This window comes from Draconibacterium mangrovi, assembly GCF_010586825.1.
GTDB classification, from domain to species: Bacteria; Bacteroidota; Bacteroidia; order Bacteroidales; family Prolixibacteraceae; genus Draconibacterium; species Draconibacterium mangrovi.
Genome location: NZ_JAAAGB010000002.1, coordinates 335,802 through 352,638 on the forward strand (window position 1 = coordinate 335,802; position 16,837 = coordinate 352,638).

The window sequence follows — 16,837 nt, forward strand, 5'->3', positions numbered from 1 at the left end:
ATCATGAGGATACAAAAAAAGGTGCATCGTAAAGATGCACCTTTTGATTTATAAGGTTATTGTTCTTATGCCAATAATTCTTTTACCTGGTTGTATACATTTTCGCCAGTATAACCCAGTTTTACATCCAATACTCCGGCCGGAGCAGAGAATCCAAATGATGCAAGACCAAATACTTTTCCGTCCATTCCAACCAAACCTTCAAGTGTTACAGGCAATCCGGCTGTTAAACCAAATTTAACAACGCCCGCAGGAAGAACTTCTTTCTGGTATTCGGCACTTTGTGTGCGGAACAAACCTTCAGAAGGAACAGAAACGATACGGCTTTTAACACCGTCTTTGGCCAATAACTCGGCACCGGCAACCAAGGTACTTACTTCCGATCCGCTTGCAAGCAGAATTACATCAGGTGTACCTTCGCAATCCTGAAGGATGTACGCACCTTTTGTAGCTCCCTGTGCTGTTTCGTAAGTAGTAACATCTTTAATTCCCTGGCGCGATAAAATAAGCGCTGTTGGAGTATCGGTATTTTCCATTGCCATTTTCCATGCAACAGTAGTTTCGTTACCATCGGCCGGACGCAATACCAACATTGAGTTTTTGTGGCTGTGGTTTTGCAATTTTTCCAACAAGCGAATCTGCGCTTCCTGCTCAACAGGTTGGTGAGTAGGACCATCTTCTCCCACACGGAATGCATCGTGTGTCCATATGTATTTAACCGGTAGCTCTTGCAGTGCAGCAAGACGCGCCGCCGGTTTTTGGTAATCGCTGAATACGAAGAAAGTACCACTTGCCGGAATCACTCCACCGTGCAATGCCATACCGTTCATAATTACGGCCATTGTAAGCTCGCAAACACCTGCCTGCAGGAATTTACCGCTAAAATCGCCTTTTTTAAACGATGTTGTATATTTTAGGAAACCGTCGGTTTTATCCGAGTTTGAAAGGTCAGCAGACGACACGATCATGTTTTCAACCTCCTTGGCAAATACTGAAAGAACAGTTGCAGAAGCACCACGTGTTGCGATACCTGCTTTTTGTTCAATTTTGCTGTAATCGATTTCCGGAACTTCGTTTGAGAAGAAAGCTTTTAGTTTTGCTGCCAATTCAGGATTTGCAGCTTCCCATTTTGCTTGTTCAGCCTTTTTTGCTGCTGCAGCTTCAATCAATGCTGCTTTACGTTTTTCGTAGTATTCTTTTACATCATCGAAAATTACGAATGGATTTTCAGGATCTCCACCCAAATTCTCGATTGTTTTTGCAAATGAAGCACCGGCACCCGATAATGGCTGACCGTGAGTTGAACACTGACGCTCGAAGTTTGTACCATCTTCGGTAATGGCACCTTTACCCATAATTGTTTTACCAATAATAAGGGTTGGTTTTTCAGTTTCTGCCTGTGCATCTTTTAATGCTTTGCGAATGGCATCAGGATCGTTACCAACAATAGTTAAAACGTTCCAGCCCCAGGCTTTATATTTCATTTCAGTGTCTTCAGTAGTCACCTCGTCGGTTTCTGTCGACAGCTGAATGTCGTTTGAATCGTAGAACATGATCAGGTTGCTCAATCCCAGGTGACCGGCAATTCTACCCGCACCCTGCGAAATCTCTTCCTGAATACCACCATCAGAGATGAAAGTATATGTTTTGTGCGCCATCCACTCGCCAAAACGAGCTACTAAAAAGCGCTCGGCAATGGCTGCACCAACTGCCATAACATGGCCTTGTCCGAGTGGACCTGATGTATTTTCTACACCACGCTCAACGTCAACTTCGGGGTGTCCCGGAGTTACGCTTCCCCACTGACGGAAATTGGCAACATCTTCCATGCTGTAAAAACCTGCCAATGATAAAATTCCGTAAAGCATTGGAGACATATGGCCCGGATCGAGGAAAAAACGGTCGCGGTTTGCCCATGTCATGTCCGATGGATCGTAATTAAGGAATTCAGAATAAAGGATGTTTACAAAATCTGCTCCGCCCATAGCTCCGCCTGGGTGGCCCGAATTTGCTTTTTCAACCATTGCGGCAGCCAGAATGCGAACATTATCAGCTGCTTTAACTTCAATACTTTTACTCATTTTTTTGTACTTTTTTTCAATTTACTTTAGGCAGGACAGGAACGCCAAAAATAGTAAAAAAGAGGGACTTGGAAAGCGGGTTTGCTTGTTATTAATAATAATTTAGCAATGAGCTCGATGCAGTTGCAGGCATAAAAAAAAGGAGAACCAGATATAAACCTGATTCTCCTTTTTGTGAAATATTTCTTTAAACTGTTACGCGTTATGAATTAATCAAACGAACCATAAAGATGCCATCGATAGCTAACAGTTTTTCTTTTACGCTGTCGTTAATTTTCTCAGCGTCAACATCGATAATGTTATAAGCAATATCGTCGCGTTTTTTGTTCAGCATATTATCGATGTTCAATCCTTCGGCAGCCAAAACAGTTGAAATCTGGCTTACCATATTCGGAACATTGCGGTTTGCAATTAGAATACGGCTTCCACCGTTGCGCTCCAGTTCGGCAGCAGGGAAATTCACCGAGTTTTTAATGTTACCGTTCTCCAGGTAGTCGCGCATTTGTTCAACGGCCATAATGGCGCAGTTGGTTTCCGATTCTTTTGTTGAAGCACCCAGGTGAGGAATCGAAATTACGTTCTCCAGTTTCAGGCATTCTTCATCAGGGAAATCGGTAATGTATTTGGCTACTTTACCCGACTCGATAGCCACTTTTAAATCGGCGTGATCGACCAGACCTCCACGTGCAAAGTTCAGAATTTTAACGCCATCTTTCATCATGGCAAATTTGTCTTTGTTAATGTAGCCTTTTGTATCAGGTAATAACGGTATGTTGATGGTAATAAAATCGGCTTGTTGCAACAACACCTGTATACCTTCAACCACTTTTACTTCGCGGCTCAGTTTCAGTGCGTGTTTTACCGACATGTATGGATCGTAACCAATTACGTTCATACGCAGTGCCGATGCGGCATTTGCTGCCAAAACACCAATAGCTCCCAAACCAATTACGGCCAGTGTTTTACCTTTAATTTCTTCCCCTGCAAAGTTCTTTTTACCTTGTTCTACTAACGACGGAACAGCATCGCCCTGTCCGATTAATGTTTTTGCCCAGTTAGCAGCGCCAATATAATCGCGCGATGCCATAAGCATTCCGGCAATTACAGCCTCTTTTACTCCGTTGGCATTAGCTCCCGGCGTATTAAAAACTACGATACCTTTCTCGGTGCATTTCTCGATTGGAATATTATTCACACCTGCGCCAGCTCTTGCAACAGCTTTTACCGACGAAGGAATTTCAATATCATGCATTTTAAAACTGCGCAAAACAATAGCATCCGGATTTGGAAGCTCGCTTGCAATCTCATAGTTGTCAAGTGGGAATAGTTTCAGACCATCGGGGTCAATCTTATTCAGAGTTTGAATTTTAAACATGTAGCTTGCTTTTTAATTGATATTCTCTGTAGCTGATAACACTATCCAAAAATGCAAAATATTGGGTAGCATATGTTTTAATGACAAATATCAGCATTATATCTATAAATTATAAGCGATCGCGGGGATTAATTATCAATATGAAATTAACATTAATGATCGAAGCCTGAAAGACTAAGAAATTTAAGATACATCAGAACAATATTTTATCAAGAATTGATATAAAAAATGGATAGAGATATGGATTTTTAAATCGTTAGAATTACCGGAAGGTTTTTAAGTTGCGGACAAAAAAAAGCCAGACTCTCCAGCCTGGCTCATCAACCTTCAACTACTAACCGATTTTATAACCCAAAAAATTATGAAACAATAGTTATGAACTATTATGTCTTTAGATTTTATACTTGCAAATAAAATAATAGAATACAAATGGGTATGTAATGTAAGTCACAAAAGCCCGGAAAAATCAATAAAATTTCGTGAAAGTGAAACTTTTCCGTTTTTTTCCAGCTTTTTTAGCAGGCGCGAGATCACTTCGCGCGATGAATTAAGTTGAAGAGCCAGATCCTGATGTGTGCCGGAATAGGTATGAACACCCGATTTTTTATGTCGGTCGATAAAAAATTTGACTAAACGTTCATCGAGTTTTAAAAAGGCAACAGCATCAAGTGTATTGATTAGTTCGCGAAACCTGTTCTGAAAGGTTTGCATCACATATTGTTTCCACAAGGGATATTTGCTTGTCCAGGCATCCAGCATTTCAACCGGAATCATCAGCACCTCGGTATCCACTTCGGCAATGGCATTTACTTCGCTAATTTGGCGGGCCATACAGCAGGTTAACGACATGGCACAAACTTCGTCGGCCTGCAGGTAATAAAGCAGCAATTCGTTGCCGGCCTCGCTGGTGCGCGAAACCCGTATCAGGCCTTTCAGCACCATCGGAAAGCTGGAAATAAACTGACCTTCGCGAATTAATGTTTCGTGTTGAGTAAACTTTTTTCTTACAGCAACCTGTAGGATTTCTTCCTGTAATTCGGGTTCCAGAAAATTGTATCTTGTATAAAAGTCTTCCATGTTAGCAGTTCAATTTCAGCAAATTTAATGTTGTGCCGCATTTCTGCAAAAAAAATCAACGAAATACGCTGTCTATGTAAATTTTTCTAATTGAAATGGTTATATGGATCATACGAAATTTCTGGTGGAGACAGCTTTTGGGTGAAATATAGATTTTACATTTTGAATAATGGTATTTGTCTTATCAGGAGAATTAAACAAGCTTCGGGGCTTCCCGACGAGCAGAAATAAACTCTGGACTAGCTTTCGGGGCTTCCCGACGAGCAGAAATAAACTTCGGACAAGCTTTCGGGACTTCCCGACGAGCAGAAATAAGTTGAAAACAATCTTTCGGGGCTTCCCGGCGGGTAGAAATAAATTTAAAACAGACCGCCGGAAATTTCCGAAATTCAGAAATGAACTTCGGTTTGTTCTTCGGGAAAGGAATGAGATCTGCTTTTATTGAATTTGAACCAGGTATCCGGAAACAAAAAAAGACTCCAAATAAATATGGAATCTTTTTTCGTTGTGTTGTCATCAAATTCTTTTATACCAATTAGAAATTAAACTTATCTTTTGGTTCGCAAACGCCCCAAGGCTCTTTAATTTTCTATCGGCATTAATCATTATAATCTCAAAGTTTCACTATCGCTCACTTTGAAATACAATTGATATTATTCAAACATGTCTTTCATTTTCTGAAAGAATGATTTTTCCTGTGCTGAAGGTCCGTCCTGAAACCCGGGCGAATCCTGAAGTTTCTCCAGCGCACGTTTCTCTTCGTTGCTCAGTTTCTTCGGAATCCAAACATGCACACGAACCAATAAATCGCCGCGTCCGTAACCGTTTACATCGGGAATCCCTTTTCCGCGCAGGCGAAGTATTTTTTCGGGTTGCGTACCGGGCTCAATTTTTACTTTCACTTTGCCTTCAACCGTTGGAATTTCGGATGTGGTACCCAGTGTAATTTCCGGGAACGACAAGAACAGGTTGTAGATCAGGTTATTTCCATCGCGAACCAATTCCTCGTCGTCGGCTTCGGTAATAACCACTAACAAATCGCCGTTTATGCCGCCACGTCGTCCGGTGTTTCCCTTACCCGAAACATTAAGCTGCATTCCTTCGCCAACACCTGCCGGAATTTTGATGTTGATTACGTCCTCTTCGCGAACAACTCCTTCGCCGGCACAGTGATTACATTTGTCGGTAATCATTTTTCCTTCGCCCTGACAAGTTGGACAAGCCGAAGTGGTTTGCATTTGTCCGAGCAAAGTATTTTGAACACGTGTTACCTGGCCGGCACCACCACAAGTTCCGCAAGTAGAGTACGACGAACCATTTTTAGCTCCGGTTCCGCTACAATGCTGGCAGGCAACGTATTTTTTTACTTTTATCTTTTTCTCAACGCCGTTAACAATTTCCTGGAGGTTCAGCTTTACTTTAACGCGCAAATCGGAGCCACGACTCACTCTGCGGCCACCTCTGCTGCGACCACCGCCGCCGCTAAAACCACCGAATCCGCCAAAATGTCCGCCAAAAATGTCGCCAAAAGCCGAGAAGATATCTTCAATGTCAGAGAAACCGCCTCCGCTAAATCCGCCACCGCCGGCAGCGCCGCTCATTCCGGCATGACCGAATTGATCGTAACGTTGTTTTTTCTCCGGATTGCTAAGTACTTCGTAGGATTCAGCTGCTTCTTTAAACTTCTCTTCAGCTTCCTTGTTATCCGGGTTTTTATCCGGGTGATATTGGATTGCCTTTTTTCGATAAGCTTTCTTTATCTCCTCAGCAGAAGCACTTTTGCCAACTCCTAATACTTCGTAATAATCTCTTTTTGCCATTCTTCCTCCTCTGAATTATTATTCTCCGATTACAACTTTGGCAAACCGGATTACCTTTTCGTTTAAGCAATAACCTTTTTGAATTACATCAACTACTTTGCCTTTTAATTCCTCACTGGGCGCCGGAATTTTTGTAATGGCTTCGTGAAGGTCAACATCAAAATCAGCGTGTTGAGCTTCAATTTCCTTCACGTTGTTTTGTTTCAGGAACTCCTGAAATTTCTTGTATATCAGGGCTGTTCCGTGTTTGCCCGCATCCTCGTCCTCAAGGTGTTTCATCGAATCAAGCGCACGCTCAAAATCGTCGATAACTGGAAGAATATTAACGATAACCGATTCGCCACCCGTTTTAATCAGGTCGGCTTTTTCTTTCATCGTTCTTCTTCTAAAGTTGTCAAACTCAGCCTGCAAACGAAGGTGTTTGTCCTGAAGTTCCTGAAGTTTTTGCCCCAATTCTTCCAACTGTTCTTCGTTTTTATCTTTTTTCGATTTTTTCTTCTTGTCTTTTTTATCGTCTGCTTTTTCTTCCTTTTCGGCAGCAGCATCTTCAACCTGAGCTGCGATATCTTTTTCTTCTTCTGTTTCCTTGTTTACTTTTTCTTCTGCCATTTTACCTAAATTTTCAGTATAAATAATTAACTGTAAGCCTTTTTTATGCTACGCTGACATAGCAAAAATTTTGCCATGCAAATATAAACGACAAATTGGCACCCGAGTCTGATTCCGAGTGCCAATTTGAACGATTTATACTATTTTTAAAGTAGTGTCTACAGCTCTTCTCTTAGAATTTTGTGCAGAGCAGCGTCGAGTGACGGGCCACGAAGCTTTTTGGCAATAATTACCCCGTTTTCATCAATTAAGTAGTTATCGGGAATTCCGCGAACCTGGTAAATCATACGGTATTTTGAGTTCCATTTTTGGAAATCGCAAATATGATTTGGCCATTCCAGACCGTCTTGTTCAATTGCTGCTTTCCATCTTTCGGGTGAATCGTCGAGCGACACGCCAAAAACGGTAAATCCTTTGCCAACGGTAAATTTAGCGTCTTTGTATTTTTGGTAGTTGGCAACAACAGTTGGATTTTCGCGGCGACACGGACCACACCATGCTGCCCAAAAATCAATCAACACAACTTTGCCTTTTAAGTCGGATAATTTTATGGTTTCACCATTTGGCCCTTTGCCAATCAATTCGGGTGCTTTATTGCCAATGTTTAAACCAAGTTCCTGGGCATTAATAAAAGTTGTGCCCATAAAAATGATCGCTGCCAGTAAAATAAATCTTTTCATCTTTTGCGTATTGTTATTTCTAAAAAGTTCAAATATAGAATTTTAAGTAGTAACACAAAGCTCTAGATAAAGTTTTAACATCGCGTTTACATTCTTGAAATGTGAGCGCCAATGGCATTTAATCGGCCGTCTATGTTTTCGTAACCGCGGTCTATCTGTTCGATGTTATCGATAGCGCTCGTTCCTTTTGCCGACATGGCAGCGATTAACAGAGCAATACCTGCACGAATATCGGGCGATACCATTTTGGTGGCACGCAAAGTATTTTTTCGGTCGAGGCCAATTACAGTGGCGCGGTGCGGATCGCAAAGAATAATTTGCGCTCCCATATCAATAAGTTTATCCACAAAGAATAAACGGCTTTCAAACATTTTCTGATGAATAAGCACACTTCCTTTGGCTTGTGTGGCCACTACCAGGAAAACACTAAGTAAGTCGGGAGTGAGTCCCGGCCACGGTGCGTCCGAAATGGTCATTATCGATCCATCGATGTACGAATCTATTTCGTAATGTTCGGTGTCTTTAATCAGCAGGTCGTCGCCTTTTTGTTCAACGTTAATTCCCAATCGGCGAAATGATTCGGGGATAATCCCCAGGTGCTCAATACCCACATTTTTGATGTTGATTTCGGAAGCTGTCATGGCAGCGAGGCCAATAAAACTACCCACTTCAATCATATCGGGAAGAATGCGGTGTGTGCATCCTTTTAACGATGAAACACCTTGGATGGAAAGCAGATTGGAGCCAATTCCTTCAATTTTGGCACCCATGGAAACCAGCATTTTGCAAAGTTGCTGCAGATAAGGTTCGCAGGCTGCGTTGTAAATTGTTGTGGTTCCCTCGGCTAAAACGGCAGCCATTACAATATTTGCTGTTCCGGTAACCGAAGCTTCGTCGAGCAACATATAAGCTCCGGTAAGTTTTTCGGTCGAAACGGAGTACCATTTGTTTTCACGGTCGAAATCAAAACGGGCACCCAGCTTTTGTAAACCAATAAAGTGAGTATCAACTCTGCGGCGGCCAATTTTATCACCACCCGGTTGCGGAATAAAACCTTGTCCGAAGCGGGCCAACAGCGGGCCGATAATCATTATCGAACCACGCAGTACCGCGGCTTGTTGGGCGTATTCCTCAGTTTTCAGAAAATTGATATCGACTTTGGAGGCGTCGAAACTATATTTGCCTTTAGCGAGGCGCGTTACCTGAACCCCTAATCCTTTCAGAATCTCGATTAATTTCAGCACATCCCGAATTTCAGGAATATTCTCGATGATCGTTTGTTCGGCAGTTAACAAGGTGGCACATATTATTTGAAGCGCCTCGTTTTTTGCTCCTTGCGGCTCAAGGTCTCCTTTTAACTTAAAACCACCTTCAATTTTGAAAGTCGACATGGGGTGTGATATTATAGCGTATTACCTATTTTTTCTTTTTTACTTTTTTCTTCTTTGGAGCACTAACCAGTGTTTTGGAGTCGGCCAGTTGAGTTCCCTCAGGTACTTTTAATTTTCCATGCGACATTTCTTCCAGATCACTAAAAATCATGTGGTCCTCAACTGCATCTTTATTCCACGCGAGGTACGATTTTTTCATGTGGTTGGCCAGTTGTTCGATAATGATGTCACGCTCTTCACCTTCAAAGTTATCGGCTTCCTGGATCAAAAGCTCCATGGTGCGGCCGTAGTGTTTGTGCTTTATGCGGTGTTTGGTATAAGGTACCGTATTGGGGCGTTCTTTTAATGATTCCGGCGTTGGCGGTTCGTAAGGATAATCAATGTCAAGTTGAAAATCAGACATAATGGCCAGGTGATCCCAGAGTTTGTGTCTGAATTCCTGAACATCGCGTAAATGAGGGAAAAGGTTGCCCATTACATCGATAACCGTTTGTGCCGATCTGTTTCGTTTTTCGCGATCTTCGATGGTCATCAGGTAATCAACCATGTTTTGTATATTTCTTCCATATTCAGGAAGGGCCATTTTTTTTCTCTTGGTATTATAATCCATCTGTAAATGTTTAATGCTAAAAATCTAACTTTCAAGTAAATTGGATTTATTTGCGAAATGATGTTACAAAACTAATCATTTCCCGATAAATCCCGAAGTTTTATTTTTTAGTTCGTTTTTATTCGATTCCGGATACTGAATGCTCGATACTCGCGGTTCGTCTCACTAATCCGCTTATTCTTTAATTTTAAGCTTGGCGAATTTTAGCAGCAACTGTTTCTGTGTACCCGATTTAAAAAATACTGTAGCTTTTATATTTGGTGCGACACCTTCAATATTAATTACTTTTCCTTCTCCAAAACGTTGGTGTTCTACCACCATCCCGGTTTGTATTTTTTCCGGTGCATCGCCCTGAAAAGTATTTTGCATTCTGCTACTTTCCTTTAACGAAACGAGTTTTTTATTGAAAATGTTTTGCGACTCAGGTGTTTTAAATGCTCCAGGTGCCTGCCGGCGAACAGAATTTTGGTGATAACGTTCGGGCTGAATGTCGTCGTTATTCTGTGCCCGGCGTGTAGGAGAGGAGTGTGCAGCGATTGCCGAAGTATCGAGAAACTGCTCATCAATTTCTTCGAGAAACCGACTTGGCGTACAAAAATCAAGATTTCCCCAACGGTAGCGCTGGTTGGCATACGAGAACCAGGCGTTTTCTTCGGCGCGGGTTAGGGCCACGTAAAACAGGCGGCGTTCTTCTTCCAGCGTTTCCGGTTTATTGTCGCCATTTTGGTTCGAAGGGAAAAGGTTCTCTTCCATCCCTACAACAAACACATTTTTAAACTCCAGTCCTTTCGATGAGTGCACGGTCATCAGAGTCACTTTATCGCGGTCTTCTTCCTTTTCGTTGTCCTGGTCGGTAAGAAGTGCCACATCTTCAAGGTAATTTTCCAGTTTTTCGGGCTCACCGGTTTCTTTGGCGTTTATGCTAAATTCCTGGATACCGTTCAACAATTCCTGGATGTTTTCGTGGCGGCTCAATCCTTCGGGTGACTTGTCGATGTATAATTCTTTCAGGATACCGGTTTGTTCGGCAATGGTTTTGGCCGTATCAAAAGCATCGCTGTCTTGCGACAGTTGCATAAACCTCTGAATTAAACCCACAAAGTGTAGAATTTTACCAGCAGTTCCTTTATTTAAATTGCCGTGATTAACGGTAGGTAAATCGCTAATAATCTTCCAAATCGAAGTTTCGTTATTAATTGCCGCAGCCTCCAGTTTCGCGAGGGTAGTGGCCCCAATTCCGCGAGCAGGATAATTGATGATACGTTTTAACGCTTCGTTGTCGGCAGGATTTATCGTCATTCGGAAATAGGAGATGAGGTCTTTAATTTCCTTGCGTTGGTAGAAACTTAAGCCGCCATAAATTTTGTACGGAATATTTCTTTTGCGCAACGATTCCTCAAAGATCCTCGACTGCATATTCGTACGATACAAAATCGCGAAGTCTTCGTATTTGTAGTGATCACGCAATTGCGATTGGGCAATTTCCTGTGCTACCAAAAATCCTTCTTCGTTGTCGGTTAGCGCCGAAATCAATTTGATGGGTTTTCCGGTGGCGTTTTCAGAAAACACCTTTTTCGGAATTTGCCGTTTGTTTTTGGCAATTATGCTGTTGGCAGCGTTTACAATGGTTTGTGTTGAGCGGTAATTTTGCTCCAGCTTAAACACTTTATGCTCGGGGTAGTCCGATTTAAAATTCAGAATATTTTCGATACGTGCACCACGAAACGAGTAGATACTTTGAGCATCGTCGCCCACCACACAAATGTTTTTATGCCCGGCAGCCAGTTTTTTCACAATCAGGTATTGCGAGTAGTTGGTATCCTGGTACTCGTCAACCATCACGTAACCAAAGCGCTCCTGGTATTTTTTCAGCACCTCGGGATGATCGCGAAACAACACGTTTGTTTTCAACAGCAGATCGTCGAAATCCATGGCTCCCGAAAGTAAACAGCGTTTGGCATATTCTTTATAGATCTGGGCAATTTGTGGCAAACGCATGCTTTTATCAGCGCTGCGTATTTCGGCTGAGTTTTCATACGCATTGGGCGTAATCAGGTTGTTTTTTGCCATCGAAATACGGCTGGCAACCACTCCCGGCTTGTATATTTTATCGTCGAGCTGAAAACTTTTGATGATTGTTTTTATCAAACTTTTACTGTCGGCACTGTCGTATATCGTAAAGTTTGCCGGGTAGCCGATTGTTTCGTGTTCAAAACGTAAAATACGTGCAAAAATACTGTGAAAAGTACCCATCCAAAGGTAGCGGGCGGTGTTTTCGCCTACTACACTTGAAATACGTTCTTTCATTTCGCGGGCTGCCTTATTGGTAAAAGTCAGCGATAAAATGCTTGACGGCTTGGCGCCCTGTTTCAGCAAATTGGCAATACGGTACGTTAAAACACGCGTTTTCCCCGATCCGGCTCCTGCAATAACCAGTGCAGGTCCTTCGGTACGAAGAACAGCCTCTCGTTGGGCCTCATTTAAATTTTGAAGATAATCGAACACTATAGATTTCTTTTTTCTGCTTGCAAATATAAAATACTGACCGAATTAAATGTTTGTTAGCCGATTTCCGTGTGTGGGCGATTTTCGGTAAACATTCAGCATTCAATCGTAGTAAAACAACAACCGACGCGGCAGGTTGTTCTGCTTGCAAAATTAATGATGTCGGGTGGAATCTTTTCCTTATTGCCGGTGTTTTATTAACAAATTATTGAAGGCTTCTGTATTTCGGCGCAGGTTCACTATTTTTGCTTGTAACACCGATTGGAAATCAAATAAAGACTTTGGTTCAACTATTTCCAAAGTCTCTTTGATTAACCATCGACATTAACTCCCGAAAAAATTTCGGGATAATTTCACCATTTCGCTTAAGCTTTACGTTGAAAAACAATTGGTAGAACACGCAATTAAATGAAATTTATACGTTAATATTGTATCTTAAAGAGCAATAATTTATGAAGCGAAGTCTTTTTATTGTAACCATTCTGGTATTTTCTTTTTACGCTCTTCAGGCACAAATATCTTCGCCAGGAGCTGACGCCACAGATGTAACACAATACCCGGTATTTCCGGAAACCGACGATATTTTTATTTTCTGTAGTAACGACTCTGCAGCTGTTGTTGGTGCTTTAACCGCCAGTACTGCACTGGCAGGAACAAAAACCTGGTTGTGGGAAAAGTACAATGAAACAAGCGGAGCGTTTAATGAAGAATACCAGGAAACTACCGACGCTGCTTCGTCGCAAATAACTGGTTTGGCCGATGGTTGTTACCGGATAACCATTACACAGGGAACAACTACTGAAATCGACCGTGCGTGGGTTTTTAATAACTGGATGTATGCCGCTGGAGAGCTTGCTCTTTCAGACTGCGAACATTTTGTAATGAATGCAGAAATGAAGTCGGCCGTGCTGACGTATTACGATTTAAGCAGCAACGCGCCACTTTCTGTGAATAAAGATGTGCAGGTGGAATGGCTGGAAAATGGCGACCGCATTGCATCGATAATCAACTTAACGGTTTATGATCCGCCAACAGAAAATACAAACTACACTATGCGTGTTTACGATAAATTCGACTGTGATGCGCAGGCTGTTGTTTTGTACGAGTCGATTGTTACCAAAGCCAGTTTTACTGCTAGCCCGATGGAAGGCGAAGCGCCGCTTGAGGTTACTTTCTCGAATAACTCTGAAAATGGAACACCGGGTTATTACGAATGGTATTTCTACCGCGATTTAAATGCTATAAAAGCGGATTCGGACGGAACCGGAGCTCCGGTTGACAGTATCGATTTTGTAGCTTACGACGATGCACCTGTTTATACCTACGAAAACTCGGGAACATACATGGTGAAGCTGGTTTCAAAACACCTTTCCGACACGCAGACTTGTGCCGATACTGCTTATATGGAAGATTATATTGTGGTAGACACTTCGTTTATTGCCGTACCGAATGTATTTACGCCAAACGGCGACGGAGTCAACGATGAGTTTGTGGTTCAGTTCTGGTCGATGCAAAGTATCGAGATCAGTATTTTCAACCGTTGGGGCAAACGTGTACATTACTGGAAAAGTGGCGATGTACGTGGTTTTGATGATACCTACATTGAAACCGTTTGGGATGGCCGTATTATGGGAGGCCGTTACGCCAGTCCGGGAGTGTATTTTTACGACGTTGTGGGCCGTGGCCGCGATGGCGAAAAACGCAAAAAGCACGGATTTGTGCACCTGTTCCGAGATAAGGATTAGGGACTAAAATTTCAAATTAGATTTATTATACCCGTCCATTATCTTCATGGAATGGAGAGAAAGGGGAGAGGTTAAAATTCAGAAAATTAAGTACATGTTTCAAATTATTCTGTAGTTTCAATAGTATCGTCAGCTAGTTCAGCTAACCGTGGAAATACATTGTATTCGTCGCCAAACTGCGCCAGAAACTCTATACTAAACGCCCTGAACGTATAACTTACCGGCAATAAAATTACGGCTCCAATATAAGGGATGGCAATAAGCAACAAGCCAATGCAACAGGTCATCAGAGCAAAGAAAATAACAGCGATACCAATTGCAATTCCCAGTACAAAAATAAACAGCCCGTAAAGGATAAACGGTAACGCCTTTTTACCAAACAGCATAAGGAATTTTCCCCAGCCTTTTAATACGCCAACACGGTGTTTGTACATAATAGGCACCACAAAGTCTTTCAGAAACAGCGATATGTATCCAAACACAATCAGGTAGCCGATAAACAGCAGTATCATTTGTGTAACTCCGGCGAAAATAACCGCCTTGGGAGCATGTGTAAGGTATAAATCTTTACCGGTAACAAAACAGTAGGCGGCAATTAAAACAAACACTGCAAAAGCGAACCAGCCCCAGAAGAACTCAAAAATAAAAAGCGAGTTTCCCTGTTTTCGGAATTCGTGCCAGGGTTTACTGATTTCGGCTTTATCGTGTGCTACATTATCGAGAAACATAAATTTTCCACGCGAACTCACCCAAATAATCATCGAAATTATAATAAACAGAATAACCAAACCTACAAGAATAAGGTTGGCCCAAATCGGGTTGTCGAGCAGCCAATCCCAGGCCGTTTGCGGAAAGCTGAAAAATTCGTCCCAGTTTGCATTGTTCCCGGTGCTGTTTCCCGATCCGCTGCCACCTCCACAATCGGTTAGCCCGGCCAGCCAGGCTGTAAATCCTACTTTTATCCATTTGTTAATGTCGAACGGTTGGAACAAGGCTTTTTTCATGCGGTCCCAACCTGCAGAAAGTGGTAGGCTGTAGCTGATTTGCATGGCAGTAGTTTTTTGGTTTCCTGCAAGTTATAGCATTCGCTAAAAATTACCAAACCAAATGCCCATAAATAGCCCCACCCAAGCAAAATCCTTGTGTTGTCAGCTAGTGTATTTCGTTTTGTCCGGTAATTCTAATCCGGTGAAATTTTGAACTTCAAATTCGCATTAGTTTATTTCTATTCCTTATATTTGCTCCCTCAGGCAAACCTTTATTATATTGTGCGTATATTCACAGGGTGTATATATTGTAAATGTACAAGCTGTATTTATCTTTACAGTTGAAATAACAAGTGTACGGATTCTGCGTTACGTTGAATAGTTATTGAGTTTATTACAGATATTCGGCCAATGGTGAAAGGCCCGGCCATTAAATCGAAAATTGTTGTTATATGAAAAGGATATTTGCTGTAGTTGTATTGGTTTTTGTTGTGTTTAATACTTTCGCAAAAAAGGATGTAAATGCCTGGAAACAGGAGCAGACCCTGTCGAGCCAATACGCAAAATTTAAAGAAAACCTTAATTTCTGGAATGGATCTTATTTTTTGAAAGAGGATCAGTTGGATGATCTCTACGAAGCACTTACCGATACCATTGGTGTGCTGGAGAAAAGTTCGGAGCAGAAAAATGCGCAGATAAGAGACCTAAACAGCCAAATAAGCTCGAAAGATGCACAAATGAATACACTGCAGGAGCAACTCGACGAGAGTTTGAAGTTGCAGAACTCAATCGTGTTTTTAGGTATGAAAATAGATAAGAGCGCTTATTCGGTAACCATGTATTTGCTTATTGCCGGAGTTTTGGTTCTGGCCGGTTTTGTTTTCCTTTTATACAAACGAAGTCTTACAGTTACGCGCCGCACCAAAAAAGATTACGATGAGTTAAAAGAGGAATACGAAACGCATAAAAAGAATGCACTGGAGCGTTACACCAAAATGAATATGGAATTGCATCAAACCCGCCTGGAGCTAAAGAAGGGCTCGATAAAATCGTAATTGATTACTAACAGAGAATACAAAATATATAATAAAAAAAGTCCTGCACTGTTTTCGGTGCAGGACTTTTTTGTTGGTGTAAGGTTGAGGTAGGTTTTAATTGTTAGCCCTTATTTGTTTTCTCCATTTATTTTCGATTTGATTCATCTCCAGGTGATAAATTCTTTCAAATATCATTTCAGCTTCAGTACTTTTTGTGTTTGATAACGATTTAAATAATTCCAGGAATTTCTGTTTGCCAAACTCCCTGGTTAGAAATTCAACAAAAGATGCTGCTTGGCAGTAGTCTAAAGTAGCATTGTTCGAATTGCCAAATTCATCATATGAAAGAAGAGTTGAGATACTTTTTAATCCGTCCTTTTTGCTAAGCATTAAAAGAATTTCATTTGTACTTTTTGTTGGGTAGCCAATTAATCTTGAAAAAGCTTTGTCTCCAAATTGCTGGGATAGGTATACTGCTGTGCCTTCATCAATCAACGCCGGAGGTTGATTAAGTGTGTATCCCATAACATGCGACAATTCGTGATATGGATCCATCTGCACTAAATCATTAAATACCTCAACAATATTATTATCAAATCCCCATCCAAAACCTTTGTGCCCGGTAAGATAATACTTTATTTGCTCATTCTTAAAAAGAAAAATATTGAATGATAAACTTGTTTCTATCTCAAAAAAATCGGAAATCTCGTGGTATGCTATTTCTCTTTTCTTCAGTAAATCTAATCTTGTTTTAGTGCCAAGATGTCCTTTGAAAGTGTATAGATTGAAATGTTGTGAAGATGTTGATGTAAAAATCGAATCTTTGTTTGATAGCCATTCTGCCTCCTGTCCTTTAGTCATAAAAGGAATGAGGATTAGGGTGATTATGAATATCCGTTTTTTCATTGCTTGCTCCTTATA

General features: G+C 41.5%; 14 protein-coding genes. 2 read left to right on the top strand and 12 right to left on the bottom strand.

The features are described 5' to 3' along the window. Nucleotides 1–65: 65 nt before the first annotated feature. The 10 genes from G4420_RS08340 to G4420_RS08385 form a co-directional block, all read right to left on the bottom strand. Complete coding sequence (locus G4420_RS08340; protein WP_163323141.1) at nt 66–2,081, bottom strand: transketolase family protein; 2,016 nt, start codon at nt 2,079–2,081, stop codon at nt 66–68. A 202-nt stretch (nt 2,082–2,283) separates the two neighbouring features. Next, nucleotides 2,284–3,456 (bottom strand): phosphoglycerate dehydrogenase, encoded by a 1,173-nt coding sequence (locus G4420_RS08345; RefSeq protein WP_163323142.1) that lies wholly within the window; start codon nt 3,454–3,456, stop codon nt 2,284–2,286. 447 nt (nt 3,457–3,903) lie between these two features. Next, nucleotides 3,904–4,533, bottom strand: coding sequence for a Crp/Fnr family transcriptional regulator (locus tag G4420_RS08350; RefSeq protein ID WP_163323143.1), 630 nt, complete (start codon nt 4,531–4,533; stop codon nt 3,904–3,906). Nucleotides 4,534–4,726: 193 nt separating this feature from the next. Next, nucleotides 4,727–5,050, bottom strand: a complete 324-nt coding sequence (locus G4420_RS08355) for a hypothetical protein (protein ID WP_163323144.1) — start codon at nt 5,048–5,050, stop codon at nt 4,727–4,729. A gap of 136 nt (nt 5,051–5,186) precedes the next feature. Beyond that, on the bottom strand, nt 5,187–6,353 hold the full coding sequence (gene dnaJ, locus G4420_RS08360) for a molecular chaperone DnaJ (RefSeq protein ID WP_163323145.1): 1,167 nt from the start codon (nt 6,351–6,353) through the stop codon (nt 5,187–5,189). Between the two features lie 18 nt (nt 6,354–6,371). Then, nucleotides 6,372–6,962, bottom strand: a complete 591-nt coding sequence (locus G4420_RS08365; RefSeq protein ID WP_163323146.1) for a nucleotide exchange factor GrpE — start codon at nt 6,960–6,962, stop codon at nt 6,372–6,374. A 158-nt stretch (nt 6,963–7,120) separates the two neighbouring features. After that, nucleotides 7,121–7,642: a peroxiredoxin family protein gene (locus G4420_RS08370; RefSeq protein ID WP_163323147.1), complete on the bottom strand. Its 522-nt coding sequence runs from the start codon at nt 7,640–7,642 to the stop codon at nt 7,121–7,123. 86 nt (nt 7,643–7,728) lie between these two features. Next, nucleotides 7,729–9,033: a UDP-N-acetylglucosamine 1-carboxyvinyltransferase gene (murA, locus tag G4420_RS08375; RefSeq protein WP_163323148.1), complete on the bottom strand. Its 1,305-nt coding sequence runs from the start codon at nt 9,031–9,033 to the stop codon at nt 7,729–7,731. 25 nt (nt 9,034–9,058) lie between these two features. Continuing rightward, complete coding sequence (locus tag G4420_RS08380) at nt 9,059–9,643, bottom strand: DUF4290 domain-containing protein (RefSeq protein WP_163323150.1); 585 nt, start codon at nt 9,641–9,643, stop codon at nt 9,059–9,061. Nucleotides 9,644–9,817: 174 nt separating this feature from the next. After that, on the bottom strand, nt 9,818–12,148 hold the full coding sequence (locus G4420_RS08385; protein WP_163323152.1) for an ATP-dependent helicase: 2,331 nt from the start codon (nt 12,146–12,148) through the stop codon (nt 9,818–9,820). A gap of 452 nt (nt 12,149–12,600) precedes the next feature. Here G4420_RS08385 and G4420_RS08390 point away from each other — a divergent pair, with 452 nt between their 5' ends. Then, on the top strand, nt 12,601–13,893 hold the full coding sequence (locus G4420_RS08390) for a T9SS type B sorting domain-containing protein (RefSeq protein WP_163323154.1): 1,293 nt from the start codon (nt 12,601–12,603) through the stop codon (nt 13,891–13,893). A 104-nt stretch (nt 13,894–13,997) separates the two neighbouring features. Here G4420_RS08390 and G4420_RS08395 read toward each other — a convergent pair whose 3' ends face one another. Beyond that, nucleotides 13,998–14,942 (bottom strand): DUF7544 domain-containing protein, encoded by a 945-nt coding sequence (locus G4420_RS08395; RefSeq protein ID WP_163323156.1) that lies wholly within the window; start codon nt 14,940–14,942, stop codon nt 13,998–14,000. 389 nt (nt 14,943–15,331) lie between these two features. Between G4420_RS08395 and G4420_RS08400 the strand changes: the two genes are divergently transcribed. Continuing rightward, a complete protein-coding gene (locus G4420_RS08400) occupies nt 15,332–15,934 on the top strand; it encodes a hypothetical protein (protein WP_163323158.1) in 603 nt (200 codons plus the stop codon). Nucleotides 15,935–16,030: 96 nt separating this feature from the next. On the opposite strand, the gene G4420_RS08405 is transcribed toward G4420_RS08400, so the two are convergent. Then, nucleotides 16,031–16,777 carry a hypothetical protein gene (locus G4420_RS08405; protein ID WP_163323159.1) on the bottom strand — a complete coding sequence of 249 codons (747 nt, stop codon included), beginning with the start codon at nt 16,775–16,777 and terminating at the stop codon, nt 16,031–16,033. Nucleotides 16,778–16,837: the final 60 nt, after the last annotated feature.

Coding starts and splice junctions, on each gene's coding strand:
- murA (WP_163323148.1), bottom strand. CDS start 9,033: ATGTCGACTTTCAAAATTGAAGGTGGTTTTAAGTTAAAAGGAGACCTT.
- G4420_RS08405 (WP_163323159.1), bottom strand. CDS start 16,777: ATGACTAAAGGACAGGAGGCAGAATGGCTATCAAACAAAGATTCGATT.
- G4420_RS08370 (WP_163323147.1), bottom strand. CDS start 7,642: ATGAAAAGATTTATTTTACTGGCAGCGATCATTTTTATGGGCACAACT.
- G4420_RS08340 (WP_163323141.1), bottom strand. CDS start 2,081: ATGAGTAAAAGTATTGAAGTTAAAGCAGCTGATAATGTTCGCATTCTG.
- G4420_RS08400 (WP_163323158.1), top strand. CDS start 15,332: ATGAAAAGGATATTTGCTGTAGTTGTATTGGTTTTTGTTGTGTTTAAT.
- G4420_RS08365 (WP_163323146.1), bottom strand. CDS start 6,962: ATGGCAGAAGAAAAAGTAAACAAGGAAACAGAAGAAGAAAAAGATATC.
- G4420_RS08350 (WP_163323143.1), bottom strand. CDS start 4,533: ATGGAAGACTTTTATACAAGATACAATTTTCTGGAACCCGAATTACAG.
- G4420_RS08395 (WP_163323156.1), bottom strand. CDS start 14,942: ATGCAAATCAGCTACAGCCTACCACTTTCTGCAGGTTGGGACCGCATG.
- G4420_RS08355 (WP_163323144.1), bottom strand. CDS start 5,050: ATGACAACACAACGAAAAAAGATTCCATATTTATTTGGAGTCTTTTTT.
- G4420_RS08390 (WP_163323154.1), top strand. CDS start 12,601: ATGAAGCGAAGTCTTTTTATTGTAACCATTCTGGTATTTTCTTTTTAC.
- G4420_RS08380 (WP_163323150.1), bottom strand. CDS start 9,643: ATGGATTATAATACCAAGAGAAAAAAAATGGCCCTTCCTGAATATGGA.
- G4420_RS08345 (WP_163323142.1), bottom strand. CDS start 3,456: ATGTTTAAAATTCAAACTCTGAATAAGATTGACCCCGATGGTCTGAAA.
- dnaJ (WP_163323145.1), bottom strand. CDS start 6,353: ATGGCAAAAAGAGATTATTACGAAGTATTAGGAGTTGGCAAAAGTGCT.